Source organism: Barnesiella intestinihominis YIT 11860 (assembly GCF_000296465.1).
Lineage (GTDB): Bacteria > Bacteroidota > Bacteroidia > Bacteroidales > Barnesiellaceae > Barnesiella > Barnesiella intestinihominis.
This window is the reverse complement of sequence record NZ_JH815206.1, coordinates 180,699-200,718: the sequence shown is the minus strand read 5'-3', so window position 1 is coordinate 200,718 and position 20,020 is coordinate 180,699. Positions and strand designations below refer to the sequence as shown.

Here is a 20,020-nt window from a genome sequence, read left to right as displayed (position 1 = left end):
ATGGAGTTTTTAGGTTTATTCTGGTTTGTCGGAGTCTTTTTTACGATTATCGTCCGACGGTTTTATGGAGGGCTGCTTGAAGGTTACGAATTTCCGAAAAGCCGCTTCTCCGTGCAAGCGTTCCGATTTTTCGCCGTCGGGTTTGAACCGTTCCGGACGATCGAATGTTTTTTTCCCTATGGGTTTTCCCGGTTTGGAATCCCGACGGAACGAAGGTTTTCCCGATCGGTCGAAACGCTCTGTTTTGTCGCTTCGTCGGTCGCTGTCGTATGTCCTTTTTCTATCGAAAGGAGCTTTGCCTCGCAGATTGGTTCGACGAGTCTGTCCCTCCCGTTTATCCAAGTTTTTGCCTTCTTCTTTGAATTCTTTGTATCGGCCGTCGAAAATCTCGTATTTCCGGTATTCGCACTCCAAAGCTCCGTTCATCAGGTCTATTTTTACCGAGGGTTTCAGCCCTATTTTATCGAAGCATTCTTTATGGTAACTGATGATCCATGCATCGTACCCTTTGAAAACATGCTTTAAACGGTTGCCTATCGATTCGTACAGTCCGAACAAATCGCTCGATGAGATACGTTCTCCGTAAGGGGGATTGGTGATGAGAATGCCTTGTTCGGACGGAGCGGTCTCGTATCGTTGTATAGGCATGATTTTGAGATCGATGTATTTGGCTACTCCGGCGCTTTTTATGTTTTTTGTCGCGATGTCGATCGCTCGCGGGGAAATGTCGGAGCCATATATGCGATGGGTAAACTCCTGTTCGTGACTATCGTCGTTGTAGAGCGTTTCGAACAGCTCTTCGTCGAAATCTTTCCATCTTTCGAAAGCGAAACTTTTCCTGAAAATACCGGGATATGTATGGGTGGCGATCAAAGCGGCTTCGATGAGAATGGTTCCCGACCCGCACATAGGGTCTATAAAGTCGGTTTCTCCGTGCCACCCCGTTTTCAATATCATTCCGGCGGCCAATACTTCGTTGATGGGGGCTTCGGTTTGTCCCACGCGGTATCCTCGCTTGTGCAGAGACTCTCCCGAACTGTCGAGCGACAGCGTGCAGCTCATGTGCGATATATGGAGATTCAATACGAGTTCCGCTCCGTTCAACCGCACCGAAGGTCGTTTGCCTGTCTTCTCCATGAAATAGTCGGCAATGGCATCTTTCGCTCGGTAGGTCACGAATTTGGAATGTTTGAAACAGTCGGAATAGGTGACGGAGTCGATCGAGAATGTCGTTTCGGGAGAAAGCAGGGTATCCCATTCGAACGCTTTCATTTTTTCATAGACTTCGTCGGGGTTCGATGCTTCGAATTTATAAATAGGTTTCAGTATTCTCAGAGCTGTTCGACAGGCCAAATTGGTTTTGTAAAGAAGAGTCTTGTCTCCGTGGAAGGATACCATTCTTCGACCTATTTCTATATCCTCGGCTCCCAGATTTTTTAATTCTTCTGCCAGAACATCTTCGAGTCCTTGAAAAGTTTTCGCTACGATTTCAAATTTTTCGGTATTCACGATAGTGTGTATTGTATTTATTTCTTATGGTTTTGCTTTGGCTTGTACAAGGCGTTCCCCGGGAGCTACGTTTTCGGTAACCCAGATGTTTCCGCCGATTACAGCACCTTTTCCGATGGTTATTCTTCCCAATATGGTGGCATTGGAATAGATAATGACATCGTCTTCTATGATGGGATGCCGGGCGATACCCTTAATGGGATTGTTGTTTTCGTCCAGTGGAAAACTGCGAGCCCCCAACGTTACTCCCTGATATAGCTTCACTCTGTTTCCGATAACGGAGGTCGCTCCGATTACGACTCCGGTTCCGTGGTCTATGGCGAAATATTCCCCGATAACGGCTCCCGGGTGTATATCTATTCCGGTTTCGGAGTGAGCCATTTCGGTAATGATACGGGGAATCAAGGGGACGTCCAATTCTAACAGTTTATGGGCGATGCGATAGTTGCAAATCGCCCGGATAGCGGGATAGCACAGAATAACTTCGGCTTTGTTTTGTGCTGCCGGATCCCCGTTGTACATGGCCGTGACATCGGTGGATAGGATGCGGCGCATTTCGGGTAGGAAAGTGATAAAGTCGATCGCTTTCTGTTCGGCCGATTCCTGTAACCGTTTTAAATCGCTGTCTGTATGATCGGTATTTTTTTGGAATAATAATCCTGCTGAGATTTGTTTGACCAATACTTCGAAAAGTTTTTCGGTATTGATACCCGTGTGGTAGAGCAAATTTTCTTTGCTTACGTCGGGGAGTCCGTAGAATCCCGGAAAAATGAGCGACCGGCAGAGCGATATGAGTTCTTGTAGTTGTTTTTCGGAGGGAAGTACTTCTCCTCTGCATCGCTGGTGATGCAACTCTTCGAGAGAAAGAAAATCGGATAGTTTTTTTACAGTCTCTTTCAGTCTGTCTGCGTATTCGTAGCTACTCATGTGCAAAGATGGGTATTCGCATTTTGTGCAAAGATAACAAAGATAGCCGATAATAGTGCTTTTACGGAATTATTTCTTAGGTGTTTTGGAGAATAAGAATCGATTCCGGGCCCATATTCATCAGAAGGTCGATGATACTCAGGTCGGGTTGGAAACCATATTTTTCGGAGAATACTTGATAGTAGGGTTTCAGTTGTACGGGTAAGATGGTTTCGGCTTTTCTTCTCTTGGGGTGTATGACATCTCTTAGGTCTGTTTCCCCGGGAGCAGGTTCGGAGTAAGACGAACTGTATTCTATATGCGGTTCAATACCTATGAGGTTGCATACGGTGCGGCGTATTTCTTCATTGAAATCCAACAGAAATTCGTACCGCTTCTCGAAGAACGGGCGTATATCGTCTTGGTAGTATTCGAAAAAAGGGGAGGACCCGTAAGCCGAAGCGATAGCATTCCAATGCAAATGCCTCCACTCTCCGTGGTCGGAGATACGAATGTCTTTCGTGGGGCATTTAATCGTATCGGGTTTGACGATAGGGACGGACAATGCCAATAGTCCGTTCGCTCCGGCTATGTGGCAGCGGTTCCGATAAGTTTGTTTCGTATAGTTGCACCACTGTTCGATGACTATCCGATCGTATCGGAGGAATGATGCGTAATAGGATATCGGAGCGAAATAGGCGGTCGATAGATATACTGTACTCATAATTCGGTTTTGAAGAAACGATCGGTGCGTAGCGATTGCCAAAACGGTTTTTCGGGATTTCTCGAATAACCGATGCATACGCCTTTACCGATGAGGTGGGAGTGGGGAAGAACTCCGAAAGAACGGGAGTCGGACATGCCGGCTCTGTTGTCTCCTATTACCCAATAATAGCTTTGAGTGAGCCGACATGAGGTTAATTCCTTCCCGTTTTCATAGATTTTCCCGTTGTCGTACTCTACTTTGCGGTTTTCATATCGGGTAAGTATGCGGTAGAGAAACTCTGCATTTTGGGGAGTGATGTGTATTTGTTCATTTTTTCGGGGAAGGGCGACTTCATAAAAATCTCTTTTCAGAAATACCGGGTAGAGTAGGGAGTCGGCCGATAGTTGTCTCCTTACTTTTTCGTAGTCATACCGGGAGAGAAACAGTAGGCGGCTGTCTTTCAATTTACCTTGCTCGACAAAGAAAGAATTGTTTTGTCTCATCATTCGATTTACCCGATGTTCGAGGGAATCGGGCGAAAGATAGGCTTCGAGGATAAGAGGAGGCTGGGCGACGGGCTTGTGATTAACGAACAGTTTGTTCCCCGTACTTTTAATCGTGTCGCCGGGCAAACCTATGCAACGGGCGATGGCAATTTCGGTTACACCCGATTGGGTTTGAGCGATTTCGGGTAATTCGAACACTAAGACATCTCGGTATTTCGGGTTTCGGTTTCCCCACCGAAACGACCACTTATCGACCCATAGCCGGTCTCCTGGCAACAAGCTGTTTTCCATCTGGCCGGGAGTAATGCGATAGGGTTCTATGATGAAAAAACGAATGAACCATACACTCCCGATAATGATGATTACCGTGAAGAAAATCGTACGTATGGTTTCTTTTTTCATGCTTATGGCATAAAATATCTATTTGTAAAAATTGAAACGGTATCTTAGTTCACGAGGCTATCTACCGACCGGAACATTCGGTTGAAACGGATTTTCCCGTCGAAAAGTCCTTTATCTTTGTCGAGCGATAAGAATACAAACATAGGTTTGCCCACAATGTGGTCTTCGGGAACGAATCCCCAGTAGCGGGAATCGGCCGATTTATCCCGATTGTCGCCCAACATCATGTAATAATCCATTTTGAAAGTATAAGAGTCGGTTTCTTTTCCATTGATATATATTTTGCCGTCTCTGACTTGCAGGTCGTTATGTTCGTAGTTCCTTATGGGGCGTTCGTAAATGGGCAGGTTTTCGAGGGTCAGTTTCAAAGTGGCTCCTTTTTTAGGAATCCATACCGGCCCGTAATCGGAGCGGGTCCATGTGTTCGAGCGAACTAATGGGTAGGTCTGACCTCCGAAGAATCCGGGTTCTCCTACAATCTGTTCTATCGAAGGATCTTTTTTCATCATGTCGATCATCGCCTGTGTCAAAGGCAGTTCGTAAACGGGATTCATGCTTCCGTCGGGGTTGGGGAGAAGCCCCCAGCTTTCGAGGTTCATACGGGCGTTGAGGCTCGATACGTCGATAGGTACACGGTCTTCGACACTGATACCCCATTTTTCAAAGTCATTGTTACCGAGATAGCGTCCGTTGGTTCTAACCAAATAGTTTAACTGCATGTTTTTGGGACGGGGTTGTTTCACTCCGTCGATGTAGATGTCGTTATTGACAATGCTGAACGTGTCGCCCGGTAAGCCCACACATCGTTTCACATAGTTTTCCCGACGATCGACCGGACGGTAAATAATATCGCCGTACAGAGCTTTGTTGCGGTTTACGGCTTCCCGGCCTTCGAGGAAGCACAGGGTGTAATAATCCGGGTTGGGTTGTTTCACGGCTACCGTATCGCCTGCCGGAAAGTTGAAGACGACGATGTCGTTGCGTTTCACCGGACCGAATCCTTTGAGACGGTGGTAGTCCCATTGGGGCCATTCGATGTAAGATTTCGTGTTGAGAAGGGGTATGGTATGCTGGGCGAGCGGGAAGTGTAACGGTGTGTTGGGGACACGAGGGCCGTAACTCATCTTGCTGACCAATAGGAAATCGCCTACCAATAGCGATTTTTCGAGAGAAGAAGAGGGTATCTGATAGTTCTGAAAGACGAATATAAAGATGAAATAAACCAACACTAAGGCATAGACGATGGCATCGACCCATTCCATCACCGTTCGAACGACCGGATTTTTACTGGTTTTCCACCACCCCCACGGAATATATTGAGTGAGATAGATGTCGATAAGTAGCAACAGGCCGAACAATACATAGTAATTGTTTAGCCAAATAGTCCACCCTATATATAACAAAGCTACGATGGAGAAACGTATCCAGCGAGTTTTTTTCACACGTTTCAATCGTTCTGCCAGACTGTATTTGTCGTTGGTTGTCGTTTGATTCATAACGGTTATGTGTTATTTGAGGAATGAGAATAAATCTTGCATGGTGAGAAATCCTTTTTTCCCGACGGTAAATTCGGCGGCGACGACGGCTCCGAGGGCAAACCCTTTTCTGTTTTTTGCCTCATGGGTGATACGTATCGTATCCACTGCACTGTCGTAGACGATGGTGTGTGTACCGGGTATTTCCCCTTCGCGTCGGGCGGTGATATGAATACTGTCATCGGTGACCGGCATATTTTCGCTCCACGAATGTTTCGCATCGAGTTGGCCGATAATATCTTCGGCCAAAGTAATAGCGGTCCCGCTGGGGTGATCGAGTTTATGAATGTGGTGTATCTCTTCTATTTCTACCGAATATTGGGGGAAATGGTTCATGATACCTGCCAGATATTTGTTAACGGCAAAGAAGATATTAACTCCCAAACTGAAATTCGAGGCATAGAAAAAAGTCTGGCCTTTCTCGCAGGCTTCGTGTATTTCCGGTAAATGTTCCAGCCACCCCGTAGTGCCCGATACTACGGGGATACCGGCCGCGAAAGCCCGCCGATAATTGTCGACGGCGACCGACGGAGCCGTGAACTCGATAGCGACATCGGCGCTTTTGAATGAAACTGAATCGAAATCTTCCTGATTGTCTTTGTCGATGCGACAAACAATCTCATGCCCACGGGACAGAGCCGCTTCTTCGATGGCATGTCCCATTTTTCCATATCCTATGAGTGCTATTTTCATATCGAACTTCTGTTACAAAACATCTCGGTTTGTACCGATTAATTCAACAAGGTTTGTTTAATTTGCAGATAATGCAAAGATAATAAAAGATGAAAGCAGAGGCAAACGGAAATCTTGTTTCCGGCTTGGCTATGCCGAATCGTATCTTATCTTCGTAGTGACAAAGATAGCGAAAGGTGGGAGCAGGACAAAACAAACTTGTTTGTTTTTCATTTATACACTTAAAGATAGTGAAAGGTGAGCGCAAAGGCAAATGGAAATCACATTTCCGACTTGACTATGCCGAACCGTATCCTATATTCTACAAAGATAGTGAAAGTCAAAAAATTTTCGTCTTAAAACGTTTTTATGGAAAAGCTCATGCAATATATCTGGCAACATCGGTTGTTCGACCATACGAAGTTGGTCACGACGGACGGTCGTAAATTGAGGATAATCGATAACGGACAATTAAATACCGATTCGGGTCCCGACTTTTTCAATGCGAAAATTTCTATCGACGGTTGCGTATGGGCAGGTAATGTGGAGATGCATCGACGTGCATCGGACTGGCGGCGGCACAATCACCATCTCGACCCGGCTTACGATTCGGTAGTTCTGCATGTGGTCGAGGTAGCCGATACGCCGGTTTATCGCATGAACGGAGAGGAGATTCCCACGTTGGTGTTGTCGTGCTCTCCGTCGTTTCGTTCCGATTATGAAACTTTGGTTTCTCATTCTTCCTCGCAATCTTGCGCCCCCCATATTGCGGAGTTGGGGCCGATTGTCTTGTCCGACTGGATTTCTTCTCTCGCTATCGAGCGGTTACAGTCGAAGTCGCAGCGGCTGCACGATTGGTTGGAATTGTATAAAGGAAATTGGGAGGAGGTCTGTTATATTGTCGTCTCCCGCAGTATGGGATTCGGTATCAACAGCGATGCTTTCGAGCGGTTGGCACGTAGTCTTCCGTTGCGATTTATGCAAAAACATGCCGATTCTCTGTCGCAAGTCGAGGCTTTCCTGTTCGGGCAGGCGGGGCTGTTGGCCGAGGGCGAGTGTCCCGGAGACGACTATTATGCGAGATTAGTCAATGAATATGCTTTTTTGAAAAATAAATTCGGGCTGACACCGATTAACCGGGACAGTTGGAAATTCTTCCGGCTGCGTCCGGCCAATTTCCCTCACAGACGATTGGCGATGCTGGCTCAATATATTCATCGGGGTTTTAATCTGTTTTCCCGGATTTGCGAGGCGGGTAACGAAGAAGAATTGCGCCGAATTTTCAAGGTGGAACTTTCGGGGTATTGGACCACGCATTATCTGTTCGGACATGTGTCGCCCGAATCCCCGGTCGTTTTGGGTGAGTCGGCTATCGATATTGTGCTTATCAATGCGGTAGCACCCTTATTGTATGCCTACGGTATGTCTGTCGGCAATGAAGATATGACCGACCGGGCTCTCTCGTTACTCGAATCGCTACGTCCCGAAAAGAATTCGATCGTGCGTCGTTTTTCCGATATAGGAATACGGGTGACGAATGCTATGGAAAGCCAAGCTGTCATACAATTGAACAACGAGTATTGCCAAACCCATAAATGCCTTTATTGCCGGATAGGTCATAAATTACTTTCTCGTTCGGCGATGAAGTTGGGGTAGTGATGGTGACAAAGATAGTTTATCGAATATAGAAATACCCGTAGCAGACAAAGGCGTCCGCCACGAGTATGGTCGTATGAAAAGATAGATAGTTTTGTCTAATAGTTGTCTCTTGCCGGTTCGAAAAACGCACGGGGTTCGAGGCAAGCCGGGCATCGTGCCGGAGCTACGCTGCCTTCGTAGATGTATCCGCAGTTACGGCATTGCCAGCGGATAGGCGCTTCGCGCTTGAATATCGATCCGTTTTCGAGACGTTCCAGAAGTTTGCGATAACGCCATTCGTGGAAGGCTTCTACTTCGGAAATCATTTTGAATGCAGTCGCTACGTCTTTGAACCCTTCGTCTATGGCGACCGATTCGAAATCGTTATATAGAGCCGACCATTCGAGTTTTTCTCCTTCGGCGGCTTCGAGCAGATTTTCAGCCGTATTGCCTATACGTCCGGCCGGATATTCGGCCGTAATGGAGACCATTCCGCCTTGCATGAATTTGAAGAATCGGGTGGCATGTGCCAACTCCTGTTCTGCTGTTTCGGCGAATATGCCCATGATTTGTTCATATCCTTCTTCTTTCGCTTTTTGGGCGAATAATGTGTAGCGGTTGCGGGCTTGTGATTCTCCGGCGAAGGCTTTCAGCAGGTTTTGTTCGGTTTTTGTTCCTTGAATAGATTTCATAATCGCATGTTGTTTTTGTACAGTAAAAACAGTATGCGATGAAAAAGGTTCAAAAAAAGAGCCGCATTTTGTCGTGCGGCTCTTCTATTGTCGTGTAGACAATCTTTATTTCATTTGCGGGGTATTATCGGTGTGGGGATAATCTATCGTGTAGTGAAGTCCCCGGCTTTCTTTTCGGTCCATAGCTTGTCGCATGACAAGATATCCGGTGTTGATCATGTTCCTCAATTCGCATATCTCTTTGGAGGCTTTACTGCGTTTGAAGAGGCTTTCGGTTTCTTCATACAGAATATCGAGCCTATCCCATGCCCGTTTAAGCCGCAGGTCGGAGCGAACGATACCTACATAGGTACTCATGATTTGTCCGACTTCTTTGACGCTTTGAGTGATAAGTACCATTTCTTCGGGCGATTGTGTCCCCTCGTCGTTCCATTCGGGAATGTTCTCCTGATAGGAGAAGTTATCGATTACTTTAAGACTATGTTTGGCTGCGGCATCGGCATAAACGACAGCTTCGATCAATGAATTGGATGCCAGCCGGTTTCCTCCGTGAAGTCCTGTGCAGGCACATTCGCCTACGGCATAGAGCCGGTTGATGGACGAGCGGGCATCCAAATCGACTTTGATACCTCCGCACAAATAGTGAGCCGCAGGTGCTACGGGAATGTAATCGCGTGTGATGTCTATGCCTAAACCGAGGCATTTTTCATAGATGTTGGGGAAGTGTTTTTTTGTCTCTTCCGGGTCTTTGTGAGTGACATCGAGATAAACATGGTCATCGCCCCTGTTTTTCATTTCGTTATCGATTGCCCGCGCGACGATGTCGCGTGGAGCCAAAGAAAGGCGAGGATCGTATTTTTGCATGAACTCTTCGCCGTCGAGTGTTCGCAATACGGCTCCGTATCCCCGCATGGCCTCGGTGATGAGGAACGACGGGCGATCGCCGGGGTGATATAAAGCGGTCGGGTGGAACTGGATAAATTCCATGTCTTTTACGGTTCCCTTAGCCCTGTATACCATCGCTATGCCGTCGCCGGTAGCGACGAGCGGATTGGTCGTGGTCTGATAAATAGCGCCCACGCCGCCGGTCGCCATGAGGGTGACTTTGGAGAGGAATGTATCTACCTTACCGGTTTTCAAATCGAGCACATAAGCGCCGTAACATTCGATGTCGGGAGTCTGCCGCGTAACAGTTACTCCGAGGTGGTGTTGCGTAAGAATCTCGATGGCGAAATGCTTTTCGAAAATAGTGATGTTGGGGTGTTGTTTGACAGCCCGTATCAGGCTGTCTTGAATTTCCGCACCCGTGTTGTCCTTGTGGTGCAGGATGCGAAATTCGGAATGTCCGCCTTCCCGATGAAGGTCGAATTCTCCTTTTTCGTTTTTATCGAAATCGACCCCCCAGCTGATGAGTTCTTTGATTTGCGAAGGAGCTTCTTTTACGACTTTCTCGACTGCGGCGCGGTCGCTGAGCCAGTCGCCGGCGATCATCGTGTCTTCGATATGTTTCTCGAAGTTGTCTACCAACGTGTTGGTTACCGAGGCTACGCCACCCTGTGCGAAATAGGTATTTGCCTCCTCCAATTCTGTTTTGCATATGAGCGCCACTTTTCCTTTGTGTGCTACTTTCAGGGCAAAACTCATTCCGGCTATCCCGGAACCGATGATTAAAAAGTCGAATTTTTGTATCATCTTTTTCTCCAATTTTTAGAAAATGCAGAATCCATTCTTCATTTTTCCAGTGCACAAAGATAAAAATAATTGCTACAAGATGTACCTTTGCACTCGGAATCTGTTTCGAATAGTTAGAATCTGTTACATTTTTCGTTAGGGAAGATGAAAATTACAGGTGTATTCAAGTCTTTTCTTTGGGGCTGCTTGACGGAATTTAGGACGGTATTTCTCGTTATAGGGAGTTTATGACATTTGTAATGTATAGTGACATCTTAAAAAATAGAAAAAATAATAGTTTTGTAATAATTTAGTAATCAGTTTGTTGTTGTTTATTTCAGAAGTCTTCATACAAAATGATGGAAAAAATTACAGGGGGCATGCAGCAAAATAAACGACATATACATCTATTTTAATGTAACCATTAAAGTTGTATTTTAGGGAATGATTATAGGGTTCGATGCAAAGAGGGCGAATGCCAATTTTACCGGATTGGGGAATTATAGCCGATTCATGGTAGATACGATGGCTACATACGGCGATGAACATAAGTACCGTATGTACATTCCCAAGCAGTGTAAAAATGCTTCGTACGACTCGCTTTTAAAACATAAAAATGTCTCTTCCATATTGCCTCGTTCTTCCGTTATGAAACGTTTCAGGGCTTTGTGGAGAACCTTTTTTATTAAGCGAGGGCTGTTGCAAGACGGTGTACAACTTTATCATGGATTGAGTAACGAGTTGCCCGTGGGGATTCATCGCACGGGAATTCGTAGCGTAGTGACGATTCACGATTTGATATTTCTTCGTTATCCTCAATATTATCACCGTTTGGATAGAATCATTTATAACCGAAAATTCAATTATGCCTGTCGTAAGGCCGATCGTATTGTAGCGGTGAGTGAATGTACCAAGCGGGATATAGTTAAGTTTTACGGTATTTCTCCCGAAAAGATCGATGTCGTTTATCAAGGATGCGACCCTGTTTTCGCCCGCCCTGTTTCTAAAAAAGAAAAAGATCGTGTTCGCGCGGCTTACGGGTTGCCCGAACGTTTCATTTTGAGCGTGGGAACGATTGAAGAGAGGAAAAATCTGCTATTGGCGGTAAAGGCTGTCGAAAAGTTGGACGACGTTCATTTGGTAGCCATAGGGAAAAGTACCGATTATGCTAAAAAGGTGCAGGATTATGTAGAGGCTCATGGATTGGAAAATAGAGTGCATATTATCCATAATTTGAAATTCGGCGATTTGCCGATATTGTATCATCTGGCCTCGCTGTTTGTATATCCTTCTCGTTTCGAGGGGTTCGGAATTCCCATTGTCGAAGCTCTTTCGGCAGGGGTTCCGGTTATCGCTTCCACCGGTTCCTGTTTGGAAGAAGCCGGCGGCGAACACTCGATTTACGTCGATCCCGACGATGTGGAAGGTATGGCGAATGCCATGAAAAAAGTACTTGCCGACGAGCATTTGCGTCGGGAGATGATAGAAAAAGGGAAAGAATATGTGGTTCGTTTCGATCCGAAAACGTTGGCTGACGAGATGAATGCCGTATATCTGAAATGTTTTGACGATAAGACCTTTACCGAAGATAGATTTGTGCAGACTTCGTCGAACAAACGGACAAAAATTTCTCACTATCTTCCTTTTTTCTAAACAAGTTCGAGGAGAATTTTTACGTTAAATCGAGCGGGAATTAGCTTTTTTGTTCTTAGCGGCCTATTTGGGCTACCTCTCCTTATGTGAAATTCTTTTTTAAAGGAAGAATAACTCTCTGTGTACATAGTATAGTGCGAAAAAGGAAGTGCTATGAACCTTCTCCCCTGTGTTTTGCATTGCAAAATATAGGGGAGAGACCGAAGAAACGATAGTTTCTGAGGAGAGGGGTTAGATAATAACTATGATGTAAAACGCTCCCTGTTGGATTGAACTTGTTCAATTTTTGGAGGAGGTGTCACGCAGTGACGGAGGAGTTGAAAAACACCATCTCGTCAGGCTGTTTATATCAGAAATTTAACCCCCTCGTCCTATGGGCATTCCCCCTATATTCCTTACCGGAACACAAGGGGAGAGGTTGAGATATATTCCTCTTTCGCCTCTACTTCGATTTTGTGTGCAATACCCCGCAATACTACTGAACACGGCAGGGCGAGAGGATTAAAAGGGGTATTTCCTGTTTCAGCATAAGGGTAGATTTTACCCTTCTCCACTACAATATAAGAGAGGGAGCAAATAAATTGTCGGATAATACTTTGTCTAAATGTTCGATATATGTTGTTTCCAAAAGGGCAACATCTTTTTTTTACTCCAACCGTGGCAGCCGAAGGGTAGTTTTCGGTCATTCAGGGCGTAACATTCCGAAGGATTTTTATCGAACGAAAATCGGAGCGCTTCTTTCCAGTCGGGAATTTTCAGTCGCTCTTTTTTTCGATTGACTTCGAGGCTCCAAAAGATATCTTCGTTGTAGAAATCGGTTCCGGGGTGGGAAAGGTAGCAATCTATTTCGGAAATCATTTCCCGAGCGATTTGAGCGAAGAGTTGCGTGCGGCGCAGCGACAGCCCTCCGTTTCCGACCCGGTAATAGATGCGGCTGTAATCGGACGAACCGGAGATGTAACAAAAAACTCTTTTTAGGAAATTGAATATACGGTAGTATAGTTTTCTATATTTAGGCTTGGGTATCCATGGAGCCCCTATGTAGTCGTATCCTTTGGAACACCATTCGGATAGACGATCGGAAAATACCCATGCGTCGGTTTGATAGATGAGTATATATTCCCATTGGGCGAAGGTTTCGTAAAACTCGGGCGACATCATGAGTCGGTTATAACCGGCTATTCCTTTGAAATAAGTATCTGGGAAGGGTACGATATGGTTTGCCGGATAGTCGCGAACAAGCGATGTTATGTCGAGCGATTCGGGTTTGACAAAACATTTGGGATAGGACGACAATATGTCGAAACATTGGCGCAGGGCGGCATGTTCCGATACGGTTAGTTGTGTCGTGTAAACCGGTATGACGATGATCGCTTGTTTTTCGCTCATGCTTTTTTCGAATTGATGATAGAGATAAATTCCTCGGCGAATGTTGGTATGGAGAAGCGGTTTTCGACCGATTTCAGAGCGTTTTGTTTCATCTCCGGCAAATGCCCTGTTTGTCGCAGTAAAATGATTTTTTGGGCTAAATCCCCACTGCTTTCCCGGTTATACAGAAATCCGTTGTATCCTTCTTTTATCAGTTCTTGCCCGAATGGTTTGTCGGGAACGATGACCGGCAGACCGCATTTCAATCCCTCGACGATAACTCGTCCGAAGCATTCGAACCCGGAGCATACCAAAGCCGCATCCGCTTGTATGAGGTAGTCGTGCGGGTGAACGGTGTGTGCGACAATCGATACGTTTTGTCGCAGATTGTATTCGGTGATTCGTTTTTCGAGTTCTTGTGCATAACGGCTGTTATTTCCGCCGATGAGTAAAAGACGGGTGTCGGGATATTTTTTTACGACTTCGCGCAAAGCCTCGATAGCGATGTGTTGCCCTTTATTAGGTTCGAAGTTTCCTAACATACCTATGGTGAAGCTCTGGTCGGGTTCGGTACGTTTGGGCGGATTGACTTCGACCGATTGATAAACGACATCGATTTTTTCGGGAGAGGATAGTTTGTTCGTATAGTATTTCCCTGCAAAGTCAGAAGGTACTAATATTCTTTGCGAAAGGGAGCTTATCTTTTCTAAGCAACTACCTTCGCAGAATAGATAGGTCAGGTTTCGGGCTAATTCCGGAATTTCGTGAATGAACCAATCGTGCGGAATATTTTCTGCTTGGGAAGCTATGGCTCCGATGGGGGTAGCTAATGTATTCGTTATGGTTATATCGGGCTTGATTTCCCGGATATAGTCGCGTGTTTTGCGGATTGCTGGGCTCTTTTTCAGATTGAAAAGCAAGCGTTTCCGCCAGTTACGTTTTTTCGGACGCACGAGCCACCACGGCTGGCGAATGAAAGCATATCCCGACAAGTAGGGTCGGGTCATTTCCCACAGTTCGTCTTTTGCCGGGAAGACCACATAGATTTCCCACGATTCGCGAGCTTGTTTCAATCCTTTGACCAAGTCCAGCAAACATCGTTCCGCACCGCCGTTCGCCCGTTTTCCGTGAGAAAAGAAGAGAATCTTCATGTCCGTTTTCATTTTATTTTTCGGGTTAGGAGATAATATCGAGCCACCAATTTTCCCCAGAACTCACTACGGGCATAGGCCTTTAACAGCTTGCGGTAACGTCGTGCAGGCCGTCGGTGTAACAGGTCGGGAAATTGTTTTTCTATTTCCATAGCCCTTCGGGCGAGTCGGGGTGCTTCTTGGAACCACCGTTTGCTCAATAACAGAACGATCGCACCTAATTCGACATTTGCCAGAGCTTCTTCCACTTGGGGATAAGTGGGTTTGTCTTGGTAGAACCGGCGTTGCAGTTGCGGATATAATTCGATGTCGCGGGCTTTCTTTTCGGAAAAAGATCCGAAAGAAATGGAATCATTACGAATAACATAGTGTAGCAACGGGTGGGATTCCAGAACGACTATTTTGTTTGCGAAATAGGTTAGTTGGGAAGCTAAATAGGCATCTTCGCCATAATTCAAGCCTTTTTCGAAGTGTACTTCTGCATAAAGAGATCGTTTATGCAGATAAGAGCAAACCGACCAATAATTGCGACAGAATGCCATCGATTGAAAAAAGGAGACCGAATCGTAAACTCCCGGAGCGGGGCGGGACGATCTTTTTTTCTTTTCATCTACATAGTCGAACCAAAATGGAAAGACCACCATGTCGGCGGCATCTTCTATGGCCTTATTGTAAAGCAGTTCTATGGCGTCGGGTTCGAGGAAATCGTCACCGTCGAGGTGTTGTATATATTCGCCTTGTGCGGCTTCTATTCCCGATTTACGGGCGTAGGCAAGTCCCTCGTTGGATTTGTCGATGACGACGATGCGAGAGTCTTTGTCGGCATATCGGGCGATGATTTCCGGCGAGTTGTCGGTACTGCCGTCGTTGACGACAATGATTTCTATGTCGGGGAATGTCTGGGCGACGACCGAGTCGAGACATTTTTCGAGTTGTTTACTGACGTTGTAGACGGGTATGACGACAGATACTTTGGGTGGCATTATTTGATTTTCTTTTTGCAAATATAATATTGGGCGTACAATCTTCCTAATAAACCGCTGCGAGCATAAAGCGTAAACAGTTTATGAAAGGCCTTGATTTGGGGAATACGTTTGAGATCGGGATACTGTTTCAGGATAGCATGAGATTCCCGGCTCAGAGTACGGGCATCCTTAAACCAACGTTTACTCAATAGGGTATTGTTTGCCTGTATGCGAATGGCTCCGAGTGCTTTTTGTAAAGAACCGTATTCGGGTTTGTCTTTGAGAAAATCGTTTACCAATGAAGGGTAGAGAAGAATATCTCTTGCTTTCTTTTCATTGAAACGACTGTTGGTAATGGAGCTTTCCCGTATGATATAATGAAGAAGTGGTTTACTCTTCAATACGGAGATTCGGGAGGAAAAATAAACCAGTTGCGTGGTGAGAAAAACATCTTCGCCGTAGTTCAGTCCCTTGTGGAATGTAACACCGTTTGCGTAGAGACTTCGTTTGTGCAGATAGCTCCATACTCCCCAATGGGCTTTGGAAAAAGCGATTGCCGAAAAAAACTCCGTGTTGGTAAAATGCTCGTCGGCTATCTCTATGGAACACTCGGATTTCCCGGATTCGATATAGTCGAGGGAGAATGGGAAGACTACCATATCGGCATCTTCTTCTTTGGCTTTACGGTAGAGCAGTTCTATGGCATCGAATTCTAAATAATCGTCGCCGTCGAGGTGATAGATGTACGTTCCCCGTGCTGCCTCGATGCCCGATTTACGGGCGTAGGCAAGTCCCTCGTTGGATTTGTCGATGACGACGATACGAGAGTCTTTGTCGGCATATCGGGCGATGATTTCCGGCGAGTTGTCGGTACTGCCGTCGTTGACGACGATGATTTCTATGTCGGGGAATGTCTGAGCGACGACCGAGTCGAGACATTTTTCAAGGTATTTCCCGATGTTATAAACCGGTATGACGATAGAGACGGCAGGCATAGTTCCGTTAGGCTTTGATTTTTCCTTTGTGTACATAGTAGTTGGTATAGAGTTTTCCCAACCACGGACAGCGTGCATACAGGCGAATGAGTTTAGTGAATCTTCGGACTTCTTCCAGTTGTTCCAGAGCCGGATATTTGGCGAGACTCTCTGCCATAAATCGACAGCGCTCCGTCATTCCTTCCCGCCAGTTTTTAAGTAACAGCAGGAAGTAAGCTCTGAACCGTATGTAAACGATGTCCTCTGTGAACTGCCTATTTTCGGGCGTACCTTCGAGAAAGGTTTCGATGAGGTTGGGGAATAGCAAGACGTTTTCGGTCTTTTTTCGGGTCATTCCTGTTTGTGTGACAGAACTTTCCCGAATCACATAGTGGTACAGAGGCTTGTCCCTGAGAGTTACGATTTTTTTTGACCGGTAGGCGATTTGTATGCTTTGGTAAGCGTCCTCTCCATAAGTGAGATTTTGCAAGTAGTCGATGGGAACAGCATGTAGATCGCGACGTTGGAAAAGGAATACTAAATTCCAACGGTAGTCTTCGTGTGCCATCGTATGGATAGCCGAGATATTATTGTATTCGTCTTGTGTCCAAAATGGCGGTTCTTTTTGTCCGCGAGGTGAATCTATGAGAAACCGCATGATGACTATATCGGCATCGGTTTCTTCTGCTCGTTTGAAAAGCAGTTCGCAAGCATCGGGTTCGAGGAAATCGTCCCCGTCGAGATGTTGTACATATTTTCCGTGTGCTGCTTCGATACCCGATTTACGAGCATAAGCAAGACCCTCGTTCGGTTTGTCGACAATAACGATACGGGAATCTTTCCGGGCATACTGCGTAATGATATCCAAAGAGTTATCGGTACTGCCGTCGTTGACGACAATGATTTCGATATCTTTCAAGGTTTGACCGATAACCGAATCGAGGCACTTTTCGAGATGTTTCTCTATATTGTAAACCGGTATGATGACAGATACACTGGGTTGCATAGGACCATGCGTTTTTATATTCGTATTTTTCCTTTGCGAATATAATATTTCATATACAATTTTCCTAAAATAGAGGAGAAACTATATAGATGAATGAGCTTGGTGAACCGTTTTACTTCGGATATCTCTTTCAATCGGGGATATTTTTTCAAGCTGTGAGACATAAATCGGCATCGAGCTTTCATACCGGTTTCCCAATTTTTTAACAACAAAATAAGATATGCCTGAAATTTAATGTAAACGATGTCTTCCCGAAACATTTCGCTATCAGGAGTCTGTTGTAAGAACCGTTCGATGAATTGCGGGTATAATTCTATACTCTCGGCTTTTTGCTGCGTCATGGCATGTTGCGATACGGAACTGTCCCGGACGGTGTAGTGGTACAGGATTTTGTCCCGTAATGTCACTATCTTTTGGGCTCGGTAGGTCAATTGGGTAATTTGATAGGCATCTTCTCCGAAAATAAGCTGTGGAGGGCAGTCCACCGGACGATCGAACAACTCTTTCCTCATGAGGCGAGACCAAAGACTCCATCGGAACTCCTCGTGCGCCATCGTGTGAATGGCTGTAACCGGGTCGTATTCGTCTTGTGACCAGAACCGGGGTTCTTCTTTATGCTGAGGATACTCGATGTCGAACCGCATGATGACCATGTCGGCGCTGGTCGCTTGCGCTTTTCTCAGAAGCCGTTCGCAGGCGTCGGGGGCTAAGTGGTCGTCCCCGTCGACAAACAGAATGTACAGCCCCGTTGCCTGCGCTATTCCGCAATTTCGTGCCGATACGACCCCTCCGTTTGTTTTGTGAATGGCGACGATACGGGAATCGGTTCGGGCATATCGGTCTATAATTCGGGACGAGTCGTCTGTACTGCCGTCGTCGACAACGATGATTTCGATCTCTTTCAAGGTTTGACCTACAATCGAGTCGAGGCATTTACCGATATACCGTTCTATATTATAAACGGGTATGATGACAGATATGAAGGGCTGCATGTTTAGTGCGATTTAATGCCGAATATTTTTTTGAACCTGCGGACGATTTTGTATTTCGATCTTTTGAGCCGATAGCTCCAAATATCGTTTTTATAGGGAGTCTTTTTCAGATAGTCGAAATACAGGCGGCTTTGCGGATTGGGACACTTCCAAACAGACCAGGGTTTCGCTCTTCCCGTGTAGTGAACGATGACGGCTTTGTCTCTTTCTTGGGGATGCTTGATAGCGTTCTCGGTCGTGAAGTTATACCTTTCGGGCAACTCTTTGACTCGGCCGCGGCACACGATATTGATAATATCTTGGTCTTGGAATTGTATCTGTTTTCCCAGCGAGATAGTTGTTTCGCATAGTTTTTCGTATATCTTTTCTTCCCGCATTTTGGGTATGTTCAGGAGTAATACTCCGGCATTGATATACAGCTCGTCGGACGAGAAGCCTATCTGAGGTTTATAGTTGATATTTTCTATCCACAGGTCGTGAACGCCGGCACATAGATAGTCGGTGATGTCTGTGTCCCATAACTTTTCTAATGAGCCGTTTACCACTAAATCGCCGTCGAGGTACAGCGCTTTGTCGAGTTGGGGGGATAGTTCGGGAATGATATATCGGTAGTAGCTTACAGGAGATACCAAATAATCTATATTACGGTGAAAAGAATCGAATATTTTTTCTGTAATGAGTTGATAATGAATGGAGCAGTTGGCGTATTGTTTTTCTACTCGACTAAAACGCCCCTTGTTCTTTTCCGAAATATAGTCTGTCAATAAATAAAAATGGCAATGACGGTTCGGGGTATTTGTCAAGACAGATACCATTGTCACGCAATAGTGCGATGTGTAACTGTCGTTCAGGGCGAAAAATATATGGAGGTTGTCCATCGAGGTGTTCGGTTTTAATTAGAATCGATATATGAATCGAAAGTTTTCCAATTTCTATTATGACAAAGATAATATTTATAAATAGATAAGAGAAAGCTATCGGTTGAAATTTCCGGTTCGGTAGAAAATCCGTGGGGTTGGCAATGAAATTCTTGTCGATAACCACATACCGGACTTTTGGGAGGGGCTGATTCTTGCTTAATTAAAACCTCCTTCCTGGCCGTGCCCCACAATACTACGGGACACGGCCAGGGGAGAGGTTGAGATGTATTTCTCTTTCGCCTCTGCTTCGATTTTATGTGCAGTACCCCGTAATGCTACCGGATACGGTAGAGGGAGAAAGGGATACCCAATGTTGGTATTACACCTTCTCCCCTGTGTTTTGCAATGCAAAATATAGGGGAGAGACCGAAGAAACGTTAGTTTCTGAGGAGAGGGGTTGAGAAATATTACAAGGAATTTTTTTGACAGTGTTTTTTTAACCCCCTCGTCCTGCGGACACTCCCCCTATATTCCCTAACGGAAACACAGGGGGAGAGGATTGAAAGTGGTGTTTCAGTTTCGGTATAAGGATACATTGTGCACTTCTCCCCTGTGTTTTGTAGCGCAAAATATAGGGGAGAAACAGAGGAGCGATAGCGACGAAGAGGGGGATTGGAAAGATAGTATACCGAGAATTGTTTAAACAGAAAAAGAGCAGTGGATTCCACTGCTCTTTTTCTGTTGGCTTACCAGGATTCGAACCTAGACAAACAGAACCAAAACCTGTTGTGCTGCCATTACACCATAAGCCAAA

General features: G+C 45.6%; 17 protein-coding genes and 1 tRNA gene. 2 read left to right on the top strand and 16 right to left on the bottom strand.

The genetic code is table 11. The annotated features are described in order from the left end of the window. Positions 1 to 15: 15 nt before the first annotated feature. From HMPREF9448_RS12810 to dapB, 6 genes are all read right to left on the bottom strand, one after another. Entirely contained in the window at positions 16 to 1,509 is a 1,494-nt protein-coding gene (locus HMPREF9448_RS12810; RefSeq protein ID WP_008863001.1) for a THUMP domain-containing class I SAM-dependent RNA methyltransferase, read from the bottom strand. A gap of 24 nt (positions 1,510 to 1,533) precedes the next feature. Next, a complete protein-coding gene (gene epsC, locus HMPREF9448_RS12805; protein ID WP_008863000.1) occupies positions 1,534 to 2,436 on the bottom strand; it encodes a serine O-acetyltransferase EpsC in 903 nt (300 codons plus the stop codon). A gap of 76 nt (positions 2,437 to 2,512) precedes the next feature. After that, a complete protein-coding gene (locus tag HMPREF9448_RS12800; protein ID WP_008862999.1) occupies positions 2,513 to 3,139 on the bottom strand; it encodes a WbqC family protein in 627 nt (208 codons plus the stop codon). Continuing rightward, positions 3,136 to 4,029 carry a signal peptidase I gene (gene lepB / locus HMPREF9448_RS12795; protein ID WP_008862998.1) on the bottom strand — a complete coding sequence of 298 codons (894 nt, stop codon included), beginning with the start codon at positions 4,027 to 4,029 and terminating at the stop codon, positions 3,136 to 3,138. The genes HMPREF9448_RS12800 and lepB overlap by 4 nt, the downstream gene beginning before the upstream one ends. Before the next feature lie 44 nt (positions 4,030 to 4,073). Then, entirely contained in the window at positions 4,074 to 5,480 is a 1,407-nt protein-coding gene (locus HMPREF9448_RS12790; RefSeq protein ID WP_040296316.1) for a S26 family signal peptidase, read from the bottom strand. A gap of 57 nt (positions 5,481 to 5,537) precedes the next feature. Further along, a complete protein-coding gene (gene dapB / locus HMPREF9448_RS12785) occupies positions 5,538 to 6,257 on the bottom strand; it encodes a 4-hydroxy-tetrahydrodipicolinate reductase (RefSeq protein WP_008862996.1) in 720 nt (239 codons plus the stop codon). 348 nt (positions 6,258 to 6,605) lie between these two features. On the opposite strand from dapB, the gene HMPREF9448_RS12780 reads away from it, so the two are divergent. Next, complete coding sequence (locus HMPREF9448_RS12780; RefSeq protein WP_008862995.1) at positions 6,606 to 7,892, top strand: DUF2851 family protein; 1,287 nt, start codon at positions 6,606 to 6,608, stop codon at positions 7,890 to 7,892. 98 nt (positions 7,893 to 7,990) lie between these two features. Here HMPREF9448_RS12780 and rbr read toward each other — a convergent pair whose 3' ends face one another. Together rbr and nadB are read right to left on the bottom strand one after the other, a co-directional pair. Beyond that, complete coding sequence (gene rbr, locus HMPREF9448_RS12775; RefSeq protein WP_040296285.1) at positions 7,991 to 8,569, bottom strand: rubrerythrin; 579 nt, start codon at positions 8,567 to 8,569, stop codon at positions 7,991 to 7,993. A gap of 102 nt (positions 8,570 to 8,671) precedes the next feature. Beyond that, positions 8,672 to 10,258 carry an L-aspartate oxidase gene (gene nadB, locus HMPREF9448_RS12770; RefSeq protein ID WP_008862993.1) on the bottom strand — a complete coding sequence of 529 codons (1,587 nt, stop codon included), beginning with the start codon at positions 10,256 to 10,258 and terminating at the stop codon, positions 8,672 to 8,674. Between the two features lie 423 nt (positions 10,259 to 10,681). On the opposite strand from nadB, the gene HMPREF9448_RS12765 reads away from it, so the two are divergent. Next, positions 10,682 to 11,890, top strand: coding sequence for a glycosyltransferase family 4 protein (locus HMPREF9448_RS12765; RefSeq protein ID WP_008862992.1), 1,209 nt, complete (start codon positions 10,682 to 10,684; stop codon positions 11,888 to 11,890). Between the two features lie 600 nt (positions 11,891 to 12,490). Here the strand turns inward: HMPREF9448_RS12765 and HMPREF9448_RS12760 are convergent. The 8 genes from HMPREF9448_RS12760 to HMPREF9448_RS12725 all read right to left on the bottom strand — a co-directional run bounded on the left by HMPREF9448_RS12760 (position 12,491) and on the right by HMPREF9448_RS12725 (position 20,018). Continuing rightward, the gene (locus tag HMPREF9448_RS12760) at positions 12,491 to 13,279 is read right to left on the bottom strand and encodes a DUF5672 family protein (protein ID WP_008862991.1); all 789 of its coding nucleotides are present in this window, start codon (positions 13,277 to 13,279) and stop codon (positions 12,491 to 12,493) included. Further along, on the bottom strand, positions 13,276 to 14,409 hold the full coding sequence (locus HMPREF9448_RS12755) for a glycosyltransferase family 4 protein (RefSeq protein ID WP_008862990.1): 1,134 nt from the start codon (positions 14,407 to 14,409) through the stop codon (positions 13,276 to 13,278). The genes HMPREF9448_RS12760 and HMPREF9448_RS12755 overlap by 4 nt, the downstream gene beginning before the upstream one ends. Before the next feature lie 8 nt (positions 14,410 to 14,417). Then, positions 14,418 to 15,392 (bottom strand): glycosyltransferase family 2 protein, encoded by a 975-nt coding sequence (locus HMPREF9448_RS12750; RefSeq protein WP_008862989.1) that lies wholly within the window; start codon positions 15,390 to 15,392, stop codon positions 14,418 to 14,420. Continuing rightward, positions 15,392 to 16,405 carry a glycosyltransferase family 2 protein gene (locus HMPREF9448_RS12745; RefSeq protein WP_229042419.1) on the bottom strand — a complete coding sequence of 338 codons (1,014 nt, stop codon included), beginning with the start codon at positions 16,403 to 16,405 and terminating at the stop codon, positions 15,392 to 15,394. Before HMPREF9448_RS12745 ends, HMPREF9448_RS12750 begins: the two co-directional genes overlap by 1 nt. Further along, positions 16,377 to 17,354, bottom strand: a complete 978-nt coding sequence (locus HMPREF9448_RS12740) for a glycosyltransferase family 2 protein (protein ID WP_008862987.1) — start codon at positions 17,352 to 17,354, stop codon at positions 16,377 to 16,379. Before HMPREF9448_RS12740 ends, HMPREF9448_RS12745 begins: the two co-directional genes overlap by 29 nt. 14 nt (positions 17,355 to 17,368) lie before the next feature. Then, entirely contained in the window at positions 17,369 to 18,346 is a 978-nt protein-coding gene (locus HMPREF9448_RS12735) for a glycosyltransferase family 2 protein (protein ID WP_008862986.1), read from the bottom strand. A gap of 2 nt (positions 18,347 to 18,348) precedes the next feature. Next, positions 18,349 to 19,224, bottom strand: a complete 876-nt coding sequence (locus HMPREF9448_RS12730; protein ID WP_008862985.1) for a glycosyltransferase family 8 protein — start codon at positions 19,222 to 19,224, stop codon at positions 18,349 to 18,351. 723 nt (positions 19,225 to 19,947) lie between these two features. Continuing rightward, a tRNA-Gln gene (locus HMPREF9448_RS12725) sits at positions 19,948 to 20,018 on the bottom strand. Positions 20,019 to 20,020 lie beyond the last annotated feature (2 nt).